The organism is Paraburkholderia aromaticivorans (genome assembly GCF_012689525.1).
GTDB classification, from domain to species: Bacteria; Pseudomonadota; Gammaproteobacteria; order Burkholderiales; family Burkholderiaceae; genus Paraburkholderia; species Paraburkholderia aromaticivorans_A.
The window spans coordinates 2,427,867-2,449,062 of record NZ_CP051515.1 but is presented as its reverse complement, the minus strand read 5'-3'; the positions used below and the strand labels follow the sequence as shown (position 1 = coordinate 2,449,062).

Annotated in this window: 20 protein-coding genes; 8 read left to right on the top strand and 12 right to left on the bottom strand. The window is 62.4% G+C overall.

The genetic code is table 11. The annotated features are described in order from the left end of the window. Nucleotides 1–45 precede the first annotated feature (45 nt). The 4 genes from HF916_RS22785 to HF916_RS22770 form a co-directional block, all read right to left on the bottom strand. Nucleotides 46–591: a glutathione peroxidase gene (locus HF916_RS22785; protein WP_168791057.1), complete on the bottom strand. Its 546-nt coding sequence runs from the start codon at nt 589–591 to the stop codon at nt 46–48. A gap of 96 nt (nt 592–687) precedes the next feature. After that, nucleotides 688–1,044 (bottom strand): nuclear transport factor 2 family protein, encoded by a 357-nt coding sequence (locus HF916_RS22780; protein WP_168791056.1) that lies wholly within the window; start codon nt 1,042–1,044, stop codon nt 688–690. A 69-nt stretch (nt 1,045–1,113) separates the two neighbouring features. Then, nucleotides 1,114–2,145, bottom strand: a complete 1,032-nt coding sequence (locus HF916_RS22775) for a hypothetical protein (protein ID WP_168791055.1) — start codon at nt 2,143–2,145, stop codon at nt 1,114–1,116. A gap of 79 nt (nt 2,146–2,224) precedes the next feature. Further along, complete coding sequence (locus HF916_RS22770) at nt 2,225–3,511, bottom strand: cytochrome P450 (protein ID WP_168791054.1); 1,287 nt, start codon at nt 3,509–3,511, stop codon at nt 2,225–2,227. 232 nt (nt 3,512–3,743) lie between these two features. On the opposite strand from HF916_RS22770, the gene HF916_RS22765 reads away from it, so the two are divergent. From HF916_RS22765 to HF916_RS22745, 5 genes are all read left to right on the top strand, one after another. Continuing rightward, nucleotides 3,744–4,721: a helix-turn-helix domain-containing protein gene (locus HF916_RS22765; protein WP_168791053.1), complete on the top strand. Its 978-nt coding sequence runs from the start codon at nt 3,744–3,746 to the stop codon at nt 4,719–4,721. Nucleotides 4,722–4,844: 123 nt separating this feature from the next. Then, a complete protein-coding gene (locus HF916_RS22760) occupies nt 4,845–6,263 on the top strand; it encodes a hypothetical protein (protein WP_168791052.1) in 1,419 nt (472 codons plus the stop codon). A gap of 7 nt (nt 6,264–6,270) precedes the next feature. Then, complete coding sequence (locus HF916_RS22755; protein WP_168791051.1) at nt 6,271–7,725, top strand: acyl-CoA reductase; 1,455 nt, start codon at nt 6,271–6,273, stop codon at nt 7,723–7,725. Between the two features lie 52 nt (nt 7,726–7,777). Then, nucleotides 7,778–8,512: an SDR family oxidoreductase gene (locus tag HF916_RS22750; protein WP_168791050.1), complete on the top strand. Its 735-nt coding sequence runs from the start codon at nt 7,778–7,780 to the stop codon at nt 8,510–8,512. Nucleotides 8,513–8,669: 157 nt separating this feature from the next. Continuing rightward, nucleotides 8,670–9,425, top strand: coding sequence for a TetR/AcrR family transcriptional regulator (locus HF916_RS22745; RefSeq protein WP_168791049.1), 756 nt, complete (start codon nt 8,670–8,672; stop codon nt 9,423–9,425). Here the strand turns inward: HF916_RS22745 and HF916_RS22740 are convergent. Next, the gene (locus HF916_RS22740; protein ID WP_168791048.1) at nt 9,381–11,027 is read right to left on the bottom strand and encodes a phytoene desaturase family protein; all 1,647 of its coding nucleotides are present in this window, start codon (nt 11,025–11,027) and stop codon (nt 9,381–9,383) included. The two genes, HF916_RS22745 and HF916_RS22740, sit on opposite strands and share 45 nt — an antisense overlap. Before the next feature lie 195 nt (nt 11,028–11,222). Here HF916_RS22740 and HF916_RS22735 point away from each other — a divergent pair, with 195 nt between their 5' ends. Beyond that, nucleotides 11,223–12,500: a cytochrome P450 gene (locus tag HF916_RS22735; RefSeq protein WP_168791047.1), complete on the top strand. Its 1,278-nt coding sequence runs from the start codon at nt 11,223–11,225 to the stop codon at nt 12,498–12,500. Nucleotides 12,501–12,574: 74 nt separating this feature from the next. Here the strand turns inward: HF916_RS22735 and HF916_RS22730 are convergent, their stop codons facing one another. The 7 genes from HF916_RS22730 to HF916_RS22700 all read right to left on the bottom strand — a co-directional run bounded on the left by HF916_RS22730 (nt 12,575) and on the right by HF916_RS22700 (nt 19,839). Then, the gene (locus HF916_RS22730; protein WP_168791046.1) at nt 12,575–12,898 is read right to left on the bottom strand and encodes a 2Fe-2S iron-sulfur cluster-binding protein; all 324 of its coding nucleotides are present in this window, start codon (nt 12,896–12,898) and stop codon (nt 12,575–12,577) included. Nucleotides 12,899–12,968: 70 nt separating this feature from the next. Beyond that, the gene (locus tag HF916_RS22725; RefSeq protein WP_168791045.1) at nt 12,969–14,093 is read right to left on the bottom strand and encodes an acyl-CoA dehydrogenase family protein; all 1,125 of its coding nucleotides are present in this window, start codon (nt 14,091–14,093) and stop codon (nt 12,969–12,971) included. An 80-nt stretch (nt 14,094–14,173) separates the two neighbouring features. Continuing rightward, on the bottom strand, nt 14,174–14,977 hold the full coding sequence (locus HF916_RS22720) for a crotonase/enoyl-CoA hydratase family protein (RefSeq protein ID WP_168791044.1): 804 nt from the start codon (nt 14,975–14,977) through the stop codon (nt 14,174–14,176). Next, nucleotides 14,974–16,065 (bottom strand): acyl-CoA dehydrogenase, encoded by a 1,092-nt coding sequence (locus tag HF916_RS22715; protein ID WP_168791043.1) that lies wholly within the window; start codon nt 16,063–16,065, stop codon nt 14,974–14,976. The genes HF916_RS22720 and HF916_RS22715 overlap by 4 nt, the downstream gene beginning before the upstream one ends. 6 nt (nt 16,066–16,071) lie before the next feature. Continuing rightward, a complete protein-coding gene (locus HF916_RS22710) occupies nt 16,072–17,220 on the bottom strand; it encodes an acyl-CoA dehydrogenase family protein (protein WP_168791042.1) in 1,149 nt (382 codons plus the stop codon). Between the two features lie 186 nt (nt 17,221–17,406). Beyond that, nucleotides 17,407–18,720, bottom strand: coding sequence for an amidohydrolase family protein (locus HF916_RS22705; RefSeq protein WP_168791041.1), 1,314 nt, complete (start codon nt 18,718–18,720; stop codon nt 17,407–17,409). Between the two features lie 270 nt (nt 18,721–18,990). Next, nucleotides 18,991–19,839 (bottom strand): IclR family transcriptional regulator, encoded by an 849-nt coding sequence (locus HF916_RS22700; RefSeq protein WP_168791040.1) that lies wholly within the window; start codon nt 19,837–19,839, stop codon nt 18,991–18,993. 346 nt (nt 19,840–20,185) lie between these two features. Here HF916_RS22700 and HF916_RS22695 point away from each other — a divergent pair, with 346 nt between their 5' ends. Further along, complete coding sequence (locus tag HF916_RS22695; protein ID WP_168791039.1) at nt 20,186–20,416, top strand: ferredoxin; 231 nt, start codon at nt 20,186–20,188, stop codon at nt 20,414–20,416. A gap of 20 nt (nt 20,417–20,436) precedes the next feature. After that, nucleotides 20,437–21,195: an SDR family NAD(P)-dependent oxidoreductase gene (locus tag HF916_RS22690; protein ID WP_168791038.1), complete on the top strand. Its 759-nt coding sequence runs from the start codon at nt 20,437–20,439 to the stop codon at nt 21,193–21,195. Nucleotide 21,196 lies beyond the last annotated feature (1 nt).

Genomic DNA, 21,196 nt, shown 5'->3' with positions numbered 1-21,196 from the left:
AAGTAAGTGACTGAAATCAGCAAGTGAAATCAGTCAGCCTCACGCTTACTTCGCGAGTTCCGCATCGATCGCCGCCACGAGGCGCGCATCGTCCGCGGCCACATCCGGCGCAAAGCGCGCGACCACATCGCCGTTACGGTTCAGCAGAAACTTTTCAAAATTCCACAGTACTTCGACTGGATCACCCGATTCGATCCCATAGCCTTTCAGGCGCTCACGAAACGGACCGTCGCCGATTGCCGACGGCTGCGCGTCCGTCAGTGCCGCATACAGTGGATGCTTGTCCTCACCCGTCACCGAAATCTTCGAGAACAGCGGGAAGTGCACGTCGTAGCTGGTCGAGCAGAACGATTTGATTTCTTCATCCGAGCCGGGCTCCTGGCCCTTGAAGTTGTTGGCCGGAAAACCGAGCACTTCAAGCCCGGCTGCGCGCTTGTCCTGATAGAGGCTTTCCAAGCCCGTGTACTGCGGCGTTAGCCCGCATTTCGACGCTACATTGACGACCAGCAGCACTTTGCCGCGATACTGCGCGAGGTTGGCGGGCGCGCCGTCGATGGTATTGACGGGAATGTCGTAAATCGGTGTGCTCATTGCGAGTCCTCTGGTTGCAAACAGATAAAAAAACTCTGACTGCACTGTACGTGATTCTGTTCGATCGCGTGCGGCGTGCCTTCATGCGAGTGCAGATTACTGCTTGATGAAGTAGCGCACGAATAGCTGGCCGGCAGTAAAGCGAAACAGTTCGACCGTTTCGATCACGCGCCCGGTGCCGACCACCACATTGCGGACGTAGCAGGAGGCTTCATTGCCGTTGATGATTTTCGCTACCGGTTCGGCGCGGATATTCGCCCGCTGGTTTTCCCACATATGTTCGAGTAAGGGCCAACCGTTTTGCGGCGGCCGGCCGATATATTCGATCGTGAGTCCCGCAGGCGCGACGCGGCGGTAAGCGTCGAAGAATGCGGTCTTGTCGCCGCTGTTCCAGTGTTCGGTTTGCTCGTGCAGAAAGGTTGCGATGGATTCGGTCGTTTCGGTAGTGGACATAGTCGCTTCGTTTGAATGGAACGCACCTTCGTGCTTCAAAGACACTTCAAAAGACGCCTCGAATGCAGGTCAAAGATCCGCACCGCGAACATTGCGCGCCGTGCCGTTGCGTCGATCGGATTCACCCCAGCCGAGCCAGCGATCCGGCTCGCGCGTATCGCCGACGCGTCGCCAGCGGCCTTCCTGCTGTGCCGTAATGGGAAAGCCGCCGACGAAGTCGATCATCTCGCCTTTCGGACAGGGCAGATATTCCCACTCTTCATGTCCGTCGAGCACGATACGCGCGCTGTCTACAAAGTAACTGCCGTCCTTGTGCGTGACGCTGCCTTCGATATCGGTGGTGGTGCGGATTTCGCCCTTGTGGTTCTGAAAGATCGCATAGCCGAGGTTGTCGTGACCGACCATGAAGGAGCCCGCGTCCCACGTGCCGTCTTTATAGACGGTCGCGAACGACCACCAGATCACATGCATCTTGTTGTTGACGACCAGATCCTTCTTGAAGTGGATCGCGCCGCCTTCGGCCATATACGCCTGGTCGAAACACATCAGGCCTTTGACTTTGCGGCCGTCGCAGGTGCCGGCGATATCGTAGATCTGCGAGACGTAGAACGTGCCCCATTCGGAGCCCGGCAGATACCACTGCATGCCTTGGCCCAACAGCGGACCGCTCAGATCGAACAACCCGTCTTCTTTCCAGCTCAGACGCTCGCCAGATGCCGTCAGTTGCCACGCCGCGCCTGGTTCGCTTTCCAGGCTCGACCAGCAGGCCGTATCGCCGTCGAGCCAGCGTCTCGGGAATAGGGTCATCGCGCGCGGCTCGATACGCGACTTGTCGATGCGTAAATGCTGGCCGTCCACCTGCGTCGACTGGTAGACGAATTTGGTCGGGTTCGGCGTGCTGCCAGGTTCGTTGACGGCACGCACGAACGCGTAGATTTCGCCGTCGTCATCACGCACGCAACCGAACGGCATGCCCTTGGTCAGTTGCAGTCCGTAGAACCCGCGCAGGTCGTGCATTGCGCGGCCGCTCACTTTATGCGGCGCGACCAGTGTCTGAAAAGTGAAATCGCCGCGCTCGGGAACAGTGTTGAAGTGCTTCATGGTTTATTCGAGAGAATTCGTGCTGTAAGGATGCGCAAGGTACAAGCGCGCCGGTAAGAACGCGGTATCAACGCCAGAATCAGTCCCAGACGACCGGCACGGACTTCGCTCCGCGCAGCTGGGCGCCGGCAATCTTCGGTGCCGGTTTGCTCGGGTCGAGCCGTACATTCGGAAACAGATCGAGAATCGCGTTCACCGCGCATTGCAATTCCACTTTGGCGACAAACTGGCCGATACACATATGCGTGCCGAAACCGAAGCCGAAAGAAGGCTTGGGCTTGCGATCGATATCGAAGGTGTCGGGGTTGTCGAATGCATCTTCGTCGCGGTTCGCGGAGATCACCATGCATTGCACCAGCGCGCCTTTCGCCACCTTCACGCCACCGATCTCGACGTCGCGCGCCGCTTGCCGCACCTTGAACGTCGCGACCGGTTCGAAGCGCACGGCTTCGTCGATCAGACGTGGAATCAGCGTGCGATCGTTGCGCACGCGCTCGACCAGTTCAGGACGCTCGAGCAGCAGCGCCATGACCGAGCTGAAAGTGCGCGTGGTGGTCTCTCCGGCTGCTGGCAGCAGCGAGCGCACGAAGGTGGTCACCTCGTGATCGTCGAGCATGTGGCCTTCATACTCCGCGCGCATCAAACGGCTGATCAGATCGTCGCCGTGGGCACCTTCGGCGCGGCGTTGCACTACCACTTCTTTCACCGCGTCGTAAAGATGCTTGACGGCGGCGCCCGCGAGCGGCCCATAAATCTTGATCTTCTCCGGGTCGATCTGGTTGCCCGCCACCATCGACAGCGCCCACGTGGCGTATTGATTGAAGCGCGCGGTGTCGTCGGTCGGGAAACCCATCAGCGCGTACATCTCGCGAATCGGGAAGTAAAGGCCGAAGTCCATCAGTTCGGCCTGCTTGTTCGGCACCAGCGGCTCAAGAAAGTCTTGCCGTATCACGCGGTCGAGTTCGGGCCGCCAGCGGTTCACCGTTTCCGGCATGAATACGGGCTGCAGCAGGCCGCATGCGCGGCGGTGCGCGTCGCCGTCCATCGCCAGCACGATCAGGCCGTCGAAGAACGCACCGAGACCTTCGGCGATGAAGCCGCTGGTGAAGGTAGCGGCATCGCGCATGACAGCCATCACGTCCTGATACTTGAAAAGCGTCACCGCGCATTGCGCCGCTTTGGCGCCCGCGTTGGTCGGAACGCCGAGGCGGGTGGCGACGAAATCGCCCTGCATCACGGGCTGCGTATGGCGCATTTCGCGGCACAGCGCCTGTAAATCGAGGTCGGGGCCGCGGAAAGTGTCGGAGACGGCGTGATAGGCCGCCTCCAGATCGAGGGTGAAGCCTTCCTGCGTGGGTGCGTTCATGTGTCTCCTCATGGGTCTCTTTGTGTCCGCCCCAACAGTCCGGGCTTCCTGATGTGAGCTGACGCGGTATCCGTCTTGTTTTGCAGCTTAGCGAGCAACAGCGGGAATGTCCCCGAGGTTCGTTTGACGCGTCGTCAAACCGGACGGGATAGGGGTTCGTTGCTATAGGAGTTTTTGGCCGAAACGGTTTATATAAACATATTTGTTCGAAATGTTTATATCGAGGACAAAAATGTCGGATGCCCTGACTGTGAACCCAAACGTTTCCGACCTCTACACCGTGGCTGGCAGCGGCCGGCTGGTGCGACGCGAAAGGATGGCGGCCCCGCATTTATCGGTGGATGCGCATCTGACCACGCCCTCGGTCGAGGTCAACGTGCGCAGCTTCACGCTCGCCCACTCGCTCGATGCCGTATTTCGTCCGTCGCTGGGCTACCTGGACTTGTCGCTCGATTCACGCGAGCGCGGCGCGTGCGGCGCATTTCGTGGCGACGCCGGGCAAACGGCGTTCGGCCGGCTCGGTCAGAGCGTGCTGGTGCCGGCCGGCCAGACCTTTCATGTGCGTTGCGAGTCGATGCAACGACGCGTGGTGTGCTGCATGTTCGAAACCGCGCGCTTCGATCAACTGCGCGACTGGCAGTGGGACGCCGCCCGCCTTGACCTGTGCCGCGATTTGCGCGTGACGCAGGTACGCGACGCGATGCTGCAACTAGCCGGTGAGGCAATCAGTCCGGGATTTGCCAGCGCGGCGCTCGCGGAAAGTCTGTTGATGTCGATGCTCGTGCAGATCGCGCGACACGTTCGCGGCGCCGATCCGCGCGGCAACGAAGGCGAGGGGAGCAAGCTCGCACCGTGGCAGTTGCGCCTGATAAGGGAACGTGTCGAGGGCGCGTGTGGGCCGTCACCGGGTGTGATCGAACTGGCGCAGGCATGCCGCATCAGCGCGCGACACCTGTCGCGCACCTTCAGGAACAGCACTGGCATGACGTTGAGCGCCTTTATTGCCGACGCGCGCATCCGCCAGGCCAAAGCACGGCTGGCCGATGCCGACGTGCTGGTGAAAACGGTCGCGTATGAATGCGGCTTTGCGAATGCGGCGGCGTTCGGCGCGGCGTTTCGCAAGGTCACCGGGCGTACGCCGCGCGCCTACCGGCTCGATATGTTGGGCTTGCAAACGGCGCCGGAGCACGACATGTCCGTTCGACGATAGTTTGACCGCGCAGCGTGACAACTGGCGGTTCTGTTCGGCGGCTCGTTTTCATAGCATTCAGACAGGTGCCGCGAATCTTCCGCGAGCGGTCCGAATAGTGCAAACAGTCCGAACGGAGACACCATGTCCACGCTGTACCAGCAGCTCCTTGCCGATCCCGCCGCGCTCGTCACCGCTTGCTATGACGACGCCTTCCGTTTCACCCCGCAGCAGCTCCTCGATGTACAACTCAGCGGCGCACGCCGGCGCTTCGTCGAAATGCGCGCGAAGATTCCGGTGCTGGAGCGCCTTGCCGCGGAACAGGGCATCGAGACGATCGAGAGCCTCGACGACGTCGCCCCGTTGCTGTTCGCGCACACGGTGTACAAGTCGTACCCGCTGTCGTATCTCGAACGCGGCCAGTTCGACAAACTCACGCGCTGGCTCAACGGTTTGACCACGGAAGATCTGAGCCACGTCGACGCATCCGGCATCAAGCTGATCGACGACTGGATCGATCTGCTCGACGCGCAAACGAATCTGCGCGTGTTCCATACGTCGGGCACCACGGGCAAGCTGTCTTTTCTGCCGCGCACGGATCGTGAGTGGCGCCAGAACATCACGCTATCGGCGAGCCGCATTCGCGACTGGCGTGGTCCGGGCTCCGGTCCCGATCTGATCGCCCACCCACGCCCGTTGATCGCGCCGACTTATCGCAAGGGCGCGAGCGCGGCGGCTCGCGGCAGCGGTTACCAGGTCGAGATGTACGCGGGCGGCGAGCACAACGCATTGTTCATGTATCCCGACGCGCGTTTTTCCGCGGACGTCGCCTCGCTATCGGGCCGCCTCGCGGCAGCCGAAGCGCAAGGAGAACTTGGCTCGCTGCACATCTCCGAGGCTTTGCTGGCCAAACGCGAGGAGCTTGTGCGAGTGGAGCGCGAACGTCCGGAGCAATTGCGCAAGTTCTTCGCCGAAGCGATCAGCCGATTCGCCGGCCGCGACGTCTACATGGGCGCGGTCTGGACGATCCTGTACGACACCGCCGCCGAAGGTCTTGCCCGAGGCGCGCGTCAGGTATTCGGCAACGGCAGCGTCTTGCACACGGGCGGCGGCAAGAAAGGCAAGAACATGCCGGATAACTGGCGCGAGCAACTGGTCGAGTTTCTCGGCTTCGATAATTTCTACGAGTTTTACGGCTGCAGCGAACAGATGGGTTTCTGCATGCGCTGCGAGGAAGGCCACTACCACATTCCGCCCACCACCATCGCATTTCTGCTCGATCCGGCGACCGGCAAACCGCTGCCTCGCAAAGACGGTTTGACGGGGCGCTTCGCTTCGCTCGATCTGCTGCCGAGCACGTATTGGGCGGGCCTCGTAACCGGCGATGAAATCACGCTGCATGGTTACGAGAAGCCCTGCAAATGTGGCCGTAGCGGCCCCTATCTGCTGGCCGCGATTCGCCGCTATAGCGAGAAGGAAGGCGGCGACGACAAGGTGATCTGCGCCGGCGCACCGGCGGCGCACGATGAGGCACTGAACTTCCTGACCGAACTTTCGGAGTGAGCCGATCATGAGCACTTCCTACAACGTGCCGCTGATCATTCGCGGCAAACTCATCGAAGGCGACGAGCTCACTTTTGGCGGCCGACGCGGCGGCGTTTCTTTCACGGCGCCAGACGTAAGCCGGCACGTCGACCAACTCACGTTGCGCGCGCCGTCGCAGATGGCCGACTTGTACACGCTGAGTCTCGAGCAGATCGTCGACTATCTGGTCGAACTCGGCCAGCACCTCAATTTCGCCGATAACCGTCACTTGCAGCAGGCGTTCGAATTGTCGTGCGCCACCTCGGGTCTGTCGGAAAGCATTTTGCGTTTTCACTACACGCGCACGCCACGCCTCTTTCAACGGGACGAGTTGTACAACATCGTCGCGCGTTCGGTCGGTGCCGACTACCTGGAAGGCTGGGTCGAGCAACCGGGCAGTCTTCCGGGCGTTACCGCGCGCACGCGTGCATTCGGCGCGCGCTGCGTTCACGTGATAGCGGGCAATGCGCCGGTAGTCGCGGTGCTGACGCTGATTCGCAACGCACTCACGCGCTCCGACGCGATCATCAAGGCGCCGTCGAACGATCCGCTGACCTCGATGGCGCTGGCCCGCACGATGATCGACATGGCGCCGGACCATCCGCTGACGAAGCATCTGAGCGTGGCGTACTGGAAGGGCGGCGATGAAGCGGTAGAGCGGCATATCTACGATCCCCGCAAGGTCGAGAAGCTGATTGCATGGGGCGGCTTCGATTCCGTCAAGCACATCACGCGCTATCTGCAACCGGGACTGGATCTGATCACGCTCGATCCGAAACTGAGCGGCACGATCATCGGGCACGAAGCCTTCGCCGATGAGCCGACGCTGACAAGCGTAGCGAGGCGCCTCGCGCTCGACATCGGCGCGCAGAACCAGGAAGCCTGTGTGAGCGCGCGCGTGGTCTACGTGCAGTCGGGCACCGACGAAGCCGGCCTCGCGCGGTGCGCCAGGCTCGCCGAACTGACGTTCGCGGCGCTGCAGGCACTGCCTGAAAATCTCTCCACGCCTCACAAGGCTTTTGATCCGCAACTGAAAGAAGAACTCGACGGCATCCGCATGATCGGGGACGACTACACGGTTTTCGGCGGTAAAAGCAACGAAGGCGCAGTGATCGTTTCGCGCGATGGCGCGCCGGTCAGCTTTTCGCGGATCCTCGGTTGCCGCGTGGGCAATCTCGTTCCGATCGATGACATCGACACGGCCGTGCGTTCGGTCAACGCGTACACGCAGACTATCGGCATTTTTCCAGAAGCACTCAAACATACCTTGCGCGACCGGCTCGCGTATCAGGGCGCGCAGCGGCTGGTGTCGCTCGGCGCGGCGGCCACCTTGCAGCACAACCTCGATCGGCAGGACGCGATCGAACCGATTCGCCGCACCGTGAAATGGGTCACTGAAGAGACGGCCGACCCCGCGCTGGTGGAATCGCTAGCGGGCTAAGTGCGCTTGTGGAGCTATCGAACAATCAACTTTAAAGGAATGGAAATAGCGTATGAATGCGATCGAAGGCAAGGTGATCATGATTACCGGTGCAAGCAGCGGCATCGGCGAAGCGACGGCCAGACGGCTCGCGCAGCAGGGCGCAAAACTTGTACTAGCCGCGCGGCGCGCGGATCGACTGAGGCATCTGGCCGAGCAACTCGGTGGCGACGCCAACGTGTTGTGGGCCGCTACCGATGTCACGCAACCAGCCGAACTGCAACAACTCGCGCAGAAGGCGCGTGAGCGTTTTGGCCGCGTCGACGTGCTCGTCAACAATGCCGGCATCATGCCGGTATCGATGATCGCGCAAGGCTGCGTCGACGACTGGAACCGCATGATCGACGTGAACATCAAGGGTGTGCTGTATGGCATTCACGCGGTGCTCGGCGGCATGCTCGAACAGGGCGCGGGACACGTGATCAATATTTCGTCGGTGGCGGGATTGACGGTGGGGCCAGGCGGGGCAGTCTATTCGGCCACAAAATTCGCGGTGCGTGCGATCAGCGAGGGCTTGCGTCAGGAATGCGCGGGCAAAGTGCGCGTGACTTCGATCTGCCCAGGTCTCGTCGCGAGCGAACTCACCGACAGCATTACAGTGCCGGCTTTCCGCGAGCGCGCGCAAAAACTGTTCGAGGGCGCTATGTCGCCGGACGTGATCGCCGACGCGATCGTCTATGCGATCGCGCAGCCGGAACAGGTCGCGGTCAACGAGATCGTCGTGCGGCCGCTCTCGCAAAGTTTCTGAAGCAGAGAACGGCCAACGGGGTAAGAACCAGGCGCTTTTTGCTGGCGATCAGCACTACAATGCATTAGCCGGGCACCGCTGCGGATTGCGCTCGAGAAGGGCGCAATCACCCGCATAAGCGGTGCTTCGTTTTCCCTGCATTGTGTGCCGCCTATCCATGCCTTCGCTGCTTACCGATACCGCCGCGCCTTCGACGTGCGTGGCACCTTCCTCGCCTTCACGCAAACGTGCCACGCTCAGCCGTTTGCTGAAAGAGGCACGCCTGGCGTTTTCGGAAAAAGGCCTCGCGGGCGCTCGTGTGGACGATATCGCGCGGGCAGCAGGGGTGACCAAGCAGCTCGTCTATCACTACTTCAGCAGCAAGGAGCAGTTGTTCGCCAGCGTGCTCGACGAGTCCGCGCAAGACGTGCTGGCCGATCTGCTGGCACTCGAACTCGATCATCTGCCGCCGGTGGAAGCGCTGCGAGTATTTCTGCAACACGGGATCGATCAATACCGGTCCGATCCCACGCTTGGCTCATTGGCGCAGGAGAGCCTGCGTTTTCACGAGCACAACACGCATCCTGTCGAACGGAATCGTTTCGTCGATCTGGCGCCCGAGCTGGTCGCGCAGATGGAGCGTATCCTGCAGCGCGGGGCGGCGAGCGGCGCGTTCCGCGACGGCGTGGATGCGCGCATGTTCTACGCCGCGTGCGCGCTGCTGACTACCGGCGGATTCACCAATCACTACACGGTATCCGCAGTCGCGGGTTTCGACACGACATCCGCCGCTGGCGCAGCGGCGTGGCGTGAATTCTCGGTGGACTTCGTGCTCTCCACCGTGCTTGCCAATGGCCGGCCGCCGTTGAAGCGGCCGGCGCTGACGGCGCTAGCAGACACCCCACGCCGCGAGAATGGCCGTCACGAAACCTGATTGTGTCGTGCCGCGGCGCGTGGCCTGGCCGAGATAGCGCTGCACGCGTTGCGCGGCGATGCGGCCCGGCATGCCGTTCACACCACCGCCCGGATGAATGCCCGCTCCGCCGAAGTACAAGCCGCGCACGGGCAACGTGGCGCCGCCCAATCCATAAGCGGGCCGGAACTTGTTCGAGCGCATCGTGCTGGTGTCGATATGCACCACGCAGCCGTTGACCGTGTTCAGACGTTGCGTGAAGTCCGGGGCGGCTTCCACGCGCCGCGCAATCTCGAACTCTTTGAGACCGTCCACATACTCGCTCGCCTGGTCGATTACCTGTTGCGTGACGCGCTCGCGAATCGCATCCCAGCCCTCGCGCGGCTGGGTCGGCATGGCGGGCGGGTAAAGGTACACCGTGTCCTGTCCGGCAGGCGCTTGGGACGGATCGACTGCGCTCGGCGCCGTGATCGTCAGATAGGGCAAAGTGGGCACCTCGCCGCGCGCCGAAGCCCGGAAGTTTTCCAGAACGGCCTCCGTGGTGCCGATCAGCAAACACGTCTTGCGCAGATCAAGACCGTCGCCACGCTTCGCCTCGAAACGCTTGAGTGAGATCTGGCCGCGCAGGGCCATGTCGACCTTCAGTGGCGACGCGCCGTGCGCGTTAGCCGGCGCATGCGCCATGCGCGTCAACAGGCGTTTTTCGACGCGGCCGGCCGTCACCAGTTCGAGCGCGACCTTCGGATGGCAGCTCGCGATGACGGCATGCGCATAGAACGTCCGGCCGTCGGCGAGACGTACGCCACGCGCTGCGTATTCGTCCGCGATGATCTCCGCGACGCTCGCCGAGGTCATCACTTCGCCGCCCAGTTCCCGTAGACGCGCAGCCATCGCATTGGACAAGGTCTGCATGCCGCCCACCACGCGGCCCACGCCGAAGCGGTGCAAAAAGCCGAGCAGCGCGTAATAGATGCCGCTACCGTCAGCCGTGATCGGACCGGCGAGGCCTGTCAGGCAGCACATGGCGGAGATCGTGACCGGATGCTCGAAATGTTCCTGCGCGGCCTGATAGGCGGAACCTGTGAGCAGCGCCATGAGTTCGGGTTTCAGCTTGCGGTTGCGCAGCGCCGCCTTGAAGGCCTCGAATTTGGCTCCCAGGTTTTTATCGGCCGGGTCCACTCGCATCATCGGAATCGCCATGTCGATGAACGCGAACACGACCTTGATGAAGGCAAGAAACGCGTCGGCGTCTTTCGGACTGTAGCGGCGAATCTCGGCGGCGGTCTTCTCGGGATCGCGCCAGAACACCAGTGAAGTGCCATCCGGATGCAGATACACGTAGCCGGGCGTCAGTTCGATCTGGCGAAAGCCGTGCCGCTCTAACTGAAGTTCTGCCGGCACGCGCGGGTGCACGCGCATCGACATCATGTCGAGCGCACACGGGTGGACCATGTGCTGCGGCGCGCCGTCCAGCAGATAACCTGACGAAGCCATGCCGCCCACCTTGTCGAGTGCTTCGAGCACCAGCACCTTCTTGCCGGCCTCGGCGAGATAGCAGCCCGCGGACAGTCCATTGTGGCCGCCACCGACGATCAACGCGTCGTAAGTCACTTCTGTTGCCATGTGTCTCCGTCCTGTTTTGTTGTCAGAGTGCATCGGCGTTTGCGTCGATCGCAGCGCGCGCCTTTTGTCTTGCCTCCATGCCTTAAGTGGATCACAATCTGCAAATCTGTTCAATATAATGCGCTGACCGTGGGTCAAACGGTTATCGGGCTGATCCCTGAGACAGCGCGCCGAATATCAACAATGGAGACAGGCATGAGCACACCCGCCGCAGCAACTTCGCTCGAGAGCGCCTTCGCGGGCGTCGCGGACAACTACAAAGGCAGCGACGTCGACCTGCATGCGATTTATCGCGACATGCGTCGCAATTCGCCGGTGATTGCGGAAGACTTCATGGCACGCCTGGGCGTGCCGAACATCGCCGGTCTCGATGCAAAGCGGCCCACGTTTACGCTGTTCAAGTACAAGGACGTGATGTCGGTATTGCGCGATGCCACCAATTTCACCAGCGGCTTCATCGCCGAAGGGCTCGGCGCATTCTTCGACGGCCTGATCCTGACCGGCATGGACGGCGAAGCGCATCGCCGCACTCGCTCACTGTTGCAGCCGGTGTTCATGCCCGACGTGGTGAACCGCTGGCGCGAAACGAAGATGGCGCCGATCGTACGCAACGAATATATCGAGCCGATGGTGCCGAAGCGCCGCGCTGATCTGATGGATTTCGGTCTGCATTTTCCGATCCGTTTGATCTATTCGCTGATCGGCTTTCCGGACAACCGCCCTGAGCAGATCGAGCAATACGCCGCGTGGGCGCTGGCGATCCTGGCAGGCCCGCAAGTCGATGCGGAAAAAGCCGCTCAGGCCCGCAAAGCGGCGATGGAGGCCGCCCAGGCGCTCTACGATGCGGTGAAGCTCGAAGTGACCGAGGTGCGCAAGAACGGCGCACAAGGCGACGATCTGATTTGCCGGCTGATTCGCGCGGAATACGAGGGCCGTCATCTGGACGATCACGAGGTGACGACCTTCGTGCGCTCGTTGCTGCCGGCGGCGGGTGAGACCACCACGCGCACTTTCGGCTCGCTGATGGTGGCGTTGCTGGAGCGGCCCGAACTGCTCGAACGGGTGCGAGCGGATCGCAGCCTCGTGCCCAAGGCAATCGACGAAGCGGTGCGTTTCGAACCGGTGGCGACGTTCAAGGTGCGTCAGGCGGCGCAGGACACCGAGATCGGCGGCTTCAGCATTCCGAAGGGCGCGATGGTGCAATGTATCGTGTCGTCCGCGAATCGCGACGAAGAGGTGTTCGAGAACAGCGAGAGCTTTGATATCGACCGCAAGCTCAAACCGTCGTTCGGCTTCGGTTTTGGTCCGCACATGTGCATCGGCCAGTTCATCGCCAAGGTGGAACTCTCGGTGGCGGTGAATACCATCCTTGACTTGCTGCCGAACCTGCGGCTCGATCCGGATAGGCCGAAGCCGCGGATCGTTGGTGCTCAGTTGCGCGGACCGCACGCGTTGCACGTGATCTGGGATTGACGGGAAAAAGCGTTGACGCGTAAAAAAGGCGACCTGTCGTAGGTCGCCTTGCTTACTGCCACAAAAACATTCGCTTAGATTTGCGAAGCGGGCAGGTGCACGACAAGGCCGTCGAGTTCCGCATTCATGGTCAGCATGCACGACAGTCGGCTATTGGCCCGGCGCGGTTCGGCCGTGCTGTCGAGCATGGCGTCTTCCATATCGTCGATGGGCGGCAATCTGTCGTGCCACGCTTCCTCGACAAATACGTGGCACGTGCAGCATTGGCATGCGCCGCCGCAGTCACCGCTGATTCCGGCGATGTTTCGTTCGAGCGCGCTCTGCATCACCGTCGCGCCGACGGCTGCGTCTACGTCGGTACGCGCGCCGTCGTGTGTGATGTATGAGAGTTTGGGCATGGCTGTCTCCTGATAGCGTTGTTGAAGCGCCGGTTTTCGAATCGGGCGGGGCCGCCAGCGAATAGCAGCCCTACAGCGACCGGCTGATGATTTCTTTCATGATTTCCGAGGTGCCACCGTAGATGCGCGCGACTCGCGCATCGACCCAGGCCTTGCCGATCTTGTACTCGCTCATATAGCCGTAGCCGCCGTGCAGTTGCAGCAGTTCGTCGAGCAGCCTGCCTTGCAATTCCGAGCCGACCAGTTTGCACATCGCGCCGACTTCGGCGGTCAACTCGCCGCGCATCGCCTTGCCCAGACAGTCGTCGACGAAGGCGCGCAGCATGGTGGCTTGCGCCTTGACCTCGGCCAGCTTGAAACGTGTGTTCTGAAAGTCGAACACGGGTTTGCCGAAGACGCGCCGGTCGCGGGTGTATTGAACGGTCTCGTCGAGCAACGCGTCGATCGAGGCAGCCGCGCGAATCCCGATGATGGTGCGCTCCCACGCGAGCTGATGCGTCAGATAGCCAAAGCCCTGGTTTTCTTCACCGAGCCGGTTGCTGGCCGGCACGCGCACGTTGTCGAAGAAAAGCTCGGACGTGTCCTGTCCTTTCAGTCCGATCTTCTCCAGCAGCTTGCCCTTGGAAAAACCTTCGGTGTCTTCTTCGACGCAGATCAGCGTGAGATCGCGTGATTGCGGGTCGAGCTTGGTGGCGGTCACGATCAGGCCGGCGTTGCCGCCGTTGGTGATGAACGTCTTCTGCCCGTTGATCACGTACTGATCGCCTTCGCGCCGCGCGCCGGTGCGCATCGAACGTAGATCGCTGCCGATGCCCGGCTCGCTCATCGCGATCACGCCGATCAGTTCGCCGCTCGCCATGCGCGGCAGCCAGCGCTGTTTCTGCTCTTCGCTGCCATACGCGACGAGGTAGGGCGCGACGATCTCCGAGTGCGTGGTAAAACCGATGGCAGTGGCATTGACGCGCGCCAGTTCCTCGATCATCACCGCGGAATGACCGAAGTCGCCGCCGCTGCCGCCGTACTCCTCGGGTACGGTCGAGCACAGCAGTCCGATTTCCCCCGCTTTGCGCCACAGCGATTTCGGCACGATGCCGGCGTGTTCCCACGCGTGCAGATTCGGCACGATCTCGGTTTCGATAAAGCGCCGCGCCTGCTCGCGAAATAATTCGTGGTCTTCCCTGAAAACGGTCCGCATGGTCATGTCCTGCGATTTTCGCTCTGCGTGTTGGTGGAGTGGATGGGTCTAATGCGCGTGACTCATCTCGATGCGTTCGATCATCTGTCCGTATAGCGCGGCGGCCGTTTGTCGAGAAACGCGTTGACTGCTTCCAGATGATCGTCGGTGTGATGCGCAAGCGCCTGATACGCGGCGGATAACTCCAGCAAAGAATCGAGCCGCATATGCTGGCCCTCGCGCAGGAGCCGTTTGGTCAGGCGCAGTGCGTGCGACGGATTGGCGGCGATGCGCCGCGCCATCGCCTGGGAATCCGCGAGCAGATCGTCAGCGGCGACCACTTCGGCCACCAGGCCCCATTCGAGCGCTCTGTTTGCGTCGATCGTGTCGCCGGTGAACGACATCACGCTTGCGCGCTGCATGCCGATCACGCGCGGTAGCAGCCATGCGCCGCCGTCACCCGGCACGATGCCGACTTTCACGAAACTCTCGGCGAACAGCGCTTTCTCCGACGCGATGCGGATGTCGCACATACACGCGAGATCCAGCCCCGCGCCGATCGCGGGACCGTTGACGGCGGCGATCACCGGCACGTCGAGCTCATACAGTGCGAGTGGAATGCGCTGGATCGTATCGCGGTAGCTATCGCGCACCTCGTGCGGCGAACCGGCGAAGATGCCGCCGCGCTCGCGCATGTCTTTCACGTTGCCGCCGGCGCAAAACGCGCTGCCGGCACCGGTCAGTACAAGTGCCTTGATCGTGCGGTCGCGGCGCACCTGCCGGCACAGATCGACCAGTTCATCCATTTGCGCGGGTTCAGACAGTGCATTGCGCGTTTCAGGACGGTTCAGCCACACGGTCAGGACGGCGCCGTCGCGTTCGACATTGAGAAAGGTGTCGCTCATGCCGCGACTCCTTGCAGCGGCGTTGCCGTGACGGGCCGATCGAGTGATGCGAGGCGTCCCGAGGTCAGCGCCGGCCATAATCCCGCCGAGCCGGCCGCACACACGGCTGCGCCCAGCCGTTGCGCCCACACGGTCGCGTTGCCGAATTCGCTGCGCCACGACCACAGCCGCCGTGTCGAGTGATGCAGCGCATGTTCATGGGTGAAGCCGATCGCGCCATGCACGGTGTGCGCCACGGCCGCTGCGAAACTCGCCGCCTCGGCGCTGCACACTTTGGCTGCGGCGATCGGCAGCGCGGCGAAGCCACCGGCGCCGTCGAGCGATGCGCTGAATGCGCATTCCGCAGCCACCGCCGAGGCAGCCGCATGCTCGGAGAGCACCGCGATCTGCTGCTGCAGCGCCTGGAACGCGCCGATCGGCTTGCCGAACTGCACGCGTTCGGTGGCGTAGAGAATCGTCAGGTCGAGCACTGCCTGCAAGGCGCCCGCAATCTGCGCGCTGCGCAGCATCGCTGCGCCCAGTTGCAGCGCGTCGGCTTGCAGATCGGCCGGCAAGGGCACGCAGCTCACGCAGGCGGCGCGCTCGAAACGCAGGTCGTCGCGCGGTTCACCCGCGGTATTCAGGCGCAATGTCGCCTGTGCGTCGGCCGTGTCGAGCAGCACGAGGGTCGGCTCCTTGCCCGCGGTGATGGCGACCACGTGGCCCACGTGACGGCCCCAAGGCACGTCCTGCAGCGTGCCGCTCACGCGTCCCTGTTGCAGCGTCACCGATCCGCCACCCGCGATGCCGAGCGGCGCATTGATCGCTTCGAGCCCGCATTCGCCGAGCAGCGCATTGGCCAGCAGGGTTTCGGCGAGGGGCAAGGGCAGGTTGTGACGGCCTGCCGCGCGCGCCACGACGAATAGATCGGCCCAGCTCGCGCCGGCCCCGCCTTGTGCCTCAGAAGCGGCCGCGACGGCAAAACCGGATTCTTCGATGGCACGCCATAACGACGCCGGCCAGGCGCCTGCTTCACTATCGCGCAGCACGTCGGGCGTGACGATGTCACCGAGCAGTCGCTCGATGGTGGATTCGAAAATTTCTCTCATGGCGTTTTACCGCAGTCCAAGTCCGCGGGCGATGATGCCGCGCAGTATTTCGCGCGTGCCGCCGCGCAGGGAAAAGGAGGGCGCCATCTGCATCAGGTAGGCGAGTACTTGCGCGTGGTCGCTGCCGCCGCCGGTGCTGGGCAACGTATCGAGCAGCAGTTGCGCGACTTCGGGAATCTCCTGCTCGAAAGTCGTGCCGAGATCCTTGACGCACGATGCAGCCCACGCGGGGTTTTGTCCGGCCGCCAGTTCCGCCGTGACCGAGAGCGACATCTGCCGCAACGTGAAGAGCCGCGCTGTCAGACGGCCAATTTCGCGTGCCTGCAGGGCGTCGGGCCGACGGCCGATCGCATCGATCAGCGTATGCAGCAACGCGATGCTGCTGAGAAAGCGCTCGGGGCCGCTGCGTTCGAAGGCGAGTTCGGCGGTGACCTGGTTCCAACCCTGGCCTTCGGTGCCGACCAGCGCGTCGGCGCCCAGTTGCACGTCATCGAAGAACACTTCGTTGAAATGCTCGCCGCCGGCCAGATCACGAATCGGGCGGATCGTGACGCCCGGCGCTTTCAGGTCGATGATGAATTGCGACATGCCCTCATGCCGCGCGCTGGATTTGTCGCCGGTGCGCACGAGCGCGATCATGTAGTGCGAGTAATGCGCGTTGGTGGTCCACAGTTTGTGGCCATTGAGCACCCAGCCGTCACCTTTGCGCTCGGCGCGCGTGCGGATCGACGCGAGGTCCGAACCGGAATTGGGTTCGCTCATGCCGATGCAGAAATAGCTTTCGCCGCGGCAGATCGCCGGCAGATAGCGCTCGCGCTGCGCTTCGGTGCCGTAGCGCAGAAGCAGCGGACCGCTCTGGCGATCGGCGATCCAGTGCGCGGAGACGGGCGCGCCCGCCGCGAGCAGTTCTTCGATCACGACATAGCGCGCAAACGGGCCGGCCTCGCTGCCGCCATAGCGTTTGGGCAGCGCCATGCCGAGCCAGCCGCGCCGGCCGAGTTCGCGGCTGAAAGCGGGATCGGCGCCCATCCACGATTCGGCACGCTTGAGCGGCGAGCGCGTTTTCAAAGTCTCGGCGAGGAACGCGCGCACCTGCTCGCGCAGCGGCTCGGCGTCGATGGGAATGCGGTGATAGCGAAATGCGGTAGCGGACATAGTTCGGATGGGACGCGAAGGAGCGGGCACCGGGCTGCGCCGATCATGGCCGTGGATGTCGAGCGCATTACGCAAGCCGCACCGGCCGCGTAGCGCGCCTGGTCCACGAAGCCGATACGTGCAGCGCGGCCCGGTCTGTGTTGCCGACGCCGCGGCGATGGGCTGCCACGGCGTGAGTGGACCGCTTTACAACGCGGCCTGTGCGTCGGCTGCGGCGAACATCCGGTTGATGTCGCCGGACGTCACCGGTTTGTTCGGATCGCGCACCGGCGCCGCGCCGCCCATGCCGAGCGCGGGTTCGATGCTCACGTGCTTCGCTTTGGCGCGCAGCGCACCGACCGTGCAGTTCTCGCGGCCGAGGATCGGGAACGGGTCGTAGGAAAACTCGCGCATCGCATTCAGGTGAGTGATCTTGTTGATCACTTCATCGGACACGTTTTGCGCTTGTGCCTGTTCCCAGAACACGTCGGCGGAATTCGGCCACGTGCAGTCGGAGTGCGGGTAGTCGCATTCCCAGGTGACCTTGTCGAGATTGATCGAATCGAGATTCTTCAAGCCGAACTGATCTTCGATGAAGCAGGTGATGATGTGCTCGTTGAAGATATCGCTCGGCATCTTGCCGCCGAAGTTCGACATGGTCCACGCGTGATGGTGACGGTGCGTGAAGTCCGCGCGTTCGAGGAGATACGGAATCCAGCCGATGCCGCCTTCCGAGAGTGCCATGCGCAGCGTCGGGTATTTCTTCCACATCGGCCCCCAGATCCAGTCTGCGGCTGAATTGGCGATCGAGATCGGCATGGAGGTGATCCACGCGTCGATCGGCGATTCGTCGGAAGCGTGGTCGGCTTTCGCGCCGGTGCCGATATGGCAGCAGATCACGACGTTGTTGTCCGCGCAGGCTTTGTAGACCGGATCCCAGTGATCGTTATGGATCGACGGGTAGCCGTGCAGCGAAGGGTTGTCCGAGAGCGACAGGGCGTGCACACCTTGTTTGGCCATCCGCTCGATCTCGGCCGCGGCCGCTTGCGGGTCCCACCACGGCGTGATCATCAACGGCATGAAGCGGCCCGGTGCCGCGTTGCACCAATCGTGCAGATGCCAGTCGTTATAAGCCTGGATCGCTGCAAGCGACACGCCGCGATCCTCGTAGCTCTGGAAGCGCTGCCCGGCGAAACCGGGGAAAGTCGGGAAGCAGAGCGAACCGAGCACACCGTTGGCGTTCATGTCGTCCACGCGCGCTTTAATGTCCCAGGTGCCCCGGCGCATATGCTCGTAGCCGAGCGGTTCCATGCCGTACTCTTCTTTCGGTCGGCCCACCACCGAATTCAAGCCCATGTAGCCGGTGGCTTTTTCTTCGAATTCCCAAACATCGCGGCCGCTGCGTTGCACGACTTTCGGTTCGCGGCCCTTGTATTTGGCGGGCATGTGACGTGCGAAAGCGTTGGGCGGCTCGATCGCGTGATCGTCTACGCTGACGAGAATGAGGTCTTCCAGTTTCATCGGGGGTCCCCGTAGTGAAGGGCTCACCTGCGATTCGGCGAGCCGGGTTTGGAGCAAGTTGATACGGAGATAGTAGATAACAAGTTGAACACAATCAACGATAATGTTCACTTAACCGCCTGCGATGGGGCGTTTTTAGGGTTTACAGGGAGAGGGGCGCGGGGATTTTGCGAGCCATGCGGATGGATACTTCGAGAGAGAATGCTGATGCCTTGAGCGAATGCCAAGACTCCGGGCGCACAACCACCGCGCCCGAATGAGAAGAAAAAATCAGAAGAGCACTGACTCCAGCCGGTGAGCCAGGTCGCGCACGGCCTCGCCGAGCGCATCGACTTGCGCCTCCGCGCGGTCGCCTCGAATCATGACCGTAGAGACCGTAAACGCGATGTTATCGCTCTTGTCGCAGACAGCCGCCGCAATCGCCATTACGCCCGTGGCAAAGTATCCGTCATCACTAGCCCAGCCACGCCGCCGCGCTCGATTCACTTCGCGCACGTAGGCGTCGAGCGAAATGGGCCGCGCCCAACGCAGCTGTTCGAATTCTTCGCGCAACTGTTCGTCGGTGAGGCCGAGGCGCGCGGCGAACAGGCGTCCACTGGCGCCCATCAAAATCGGCAGCCGCTGCCCAGCCGGCATATCGATGTGCAAATCCGTCGGACTCGCCTCCGAACTCACCAGCACGATCCGGTCCGCGCCGAGCCGGCGCCACAAGGTCACGGTGACGCCGAACTCCGCGGCAAGATCCTGCATCAGCGGCGCAGCTAGTTGCAGCCGCTGCCCCTGCGTGACCAGTTGCTCCACCAGCCGCGCCAAGCCGAGGCCGGCCGAATACGTCTTCGACAGGCCATTGAAATCGACCACGTCCTCAGCAACGAGTGTGCGCAGAATGTTGAAGCAGGTGCTCGGATTGATCGACAGGTGCCGCGCAATGTCAGCGGCTCGCTCCGGCGCACCTGTGTGCGTGAGATAACGCAGGATACGGATGGCATTCGCAACAGGCTTCACCGTCACCGCGCTGGTTGCGCCACGGCTCTTCAGCGCTTGATCAGCAGAGCGGCGCGCCACGCTCGCTCGGGTTCCTATCGACTCGCTTGCAGCAATGTTCTTCTTCGTCGTCATGGGTGGCGGTCTCTTGGTTGCCGTCCGGGCACTGGCATGTGCCGTTCATTTTCTGTCCTCGCCCGTAAGAAACGCGGCGCCAAAGGGTGTTCGCAGTGTTCCGAAATCGTTCTACAGGCAGGGATTATATTCTGTAGCCAGAATAGTCCCGGCGCAAAGCCTTTGTTCATAGTGGCTTACCCGATCAAAGACGCACAGTCGATGATGCCTGCGCCCGCGACCAAACCTTTCCGTGAAGACGCGCAGCCAGGGTCAACCCGGACCATAAAATAAACATATTTGCATAATCTGTGCATATAATTTCCAGCCAATGGTCATGCATGGCCACGCGCTCAAAGGAGGAGACATGAATTCGGAACTCAATGCATCAGTGGTGCTGCGCGTGAGCGCGGATCGGAGCCGCTGCTGCGGTTATGGACTGTGCGCGCAGCTGTGCCCGCAGGTCTACAAACTCGACGAGAACGGTCTCGTTTATCTGGACGCGGAAACGATTCCCGCCGAACTCGAGGCAGACGCGCGCGAAGGTGCAGCCGCCTGTCCCGCTGAAGCGTTGAGCGTCGAAGCAGTTGCGGCCTGAGCCGACGGGAGACCGATCATATGGGACGGCTAGAAGGAAAGGTGGCGCTGATCAGCGGGACCGGCGGCGGTCAGGGCAGAGCGGCCGCGCTGCGCTTTGCGCGCGAAGGCGCCAAGGTGTTCGGTTGCGATCTGAACGCAGGGGCGCAGCAGGAAACGATCGCCTTGCTGCGCGGCCAAGGCCTCGATATGGCAGGCACGGGCAGCGTCGATCTGGGCGATCCGCAGGCAGCGCAGGCATGGATTGAAGACGCGGTCGCCACTTATGGCCGCATCGACATTCTGTACAACAACGCATCGGCGGCGCGCTTCGGTCCGATCAGTGAGATGTCGGTGGACGACTGGCGCTACACGCTGCGCAATGAACTGGACATCGTGTTCTATCCGACGCGCTTTGCCTGGCGTCATCTCGCGGTGCAGGGCGGCGTGATCGTCAATATCTCGTCGGTGGCGGCTTGGGGTGCGTCGGCCGCGACCGGCATTGGTGCGCATTCGGCGGCGAAGGCCGGCGTGATCGCTCTGACGCGGCAACTCGCGGTGGAAGGCGTCAAGCAGCGGATTCGCGCCGTGAGCATCAGCCCGGGCGTAGTCGTGACGCCTGGCACCCAACCGTTCCTCGATAACCCGGCCACGCGTTCCATGCTGCTCGCCGGCATTCCGATGGAACGCGCGGGAGAAGCGGAGGAAATCGTCGCCACGGCGCTGTTCGTCGCATCGGACGAGGCCTCGTACATCACCGGCACCGACATCGTCGTGGACGGCGGCATGCTCGCGCTGTAAC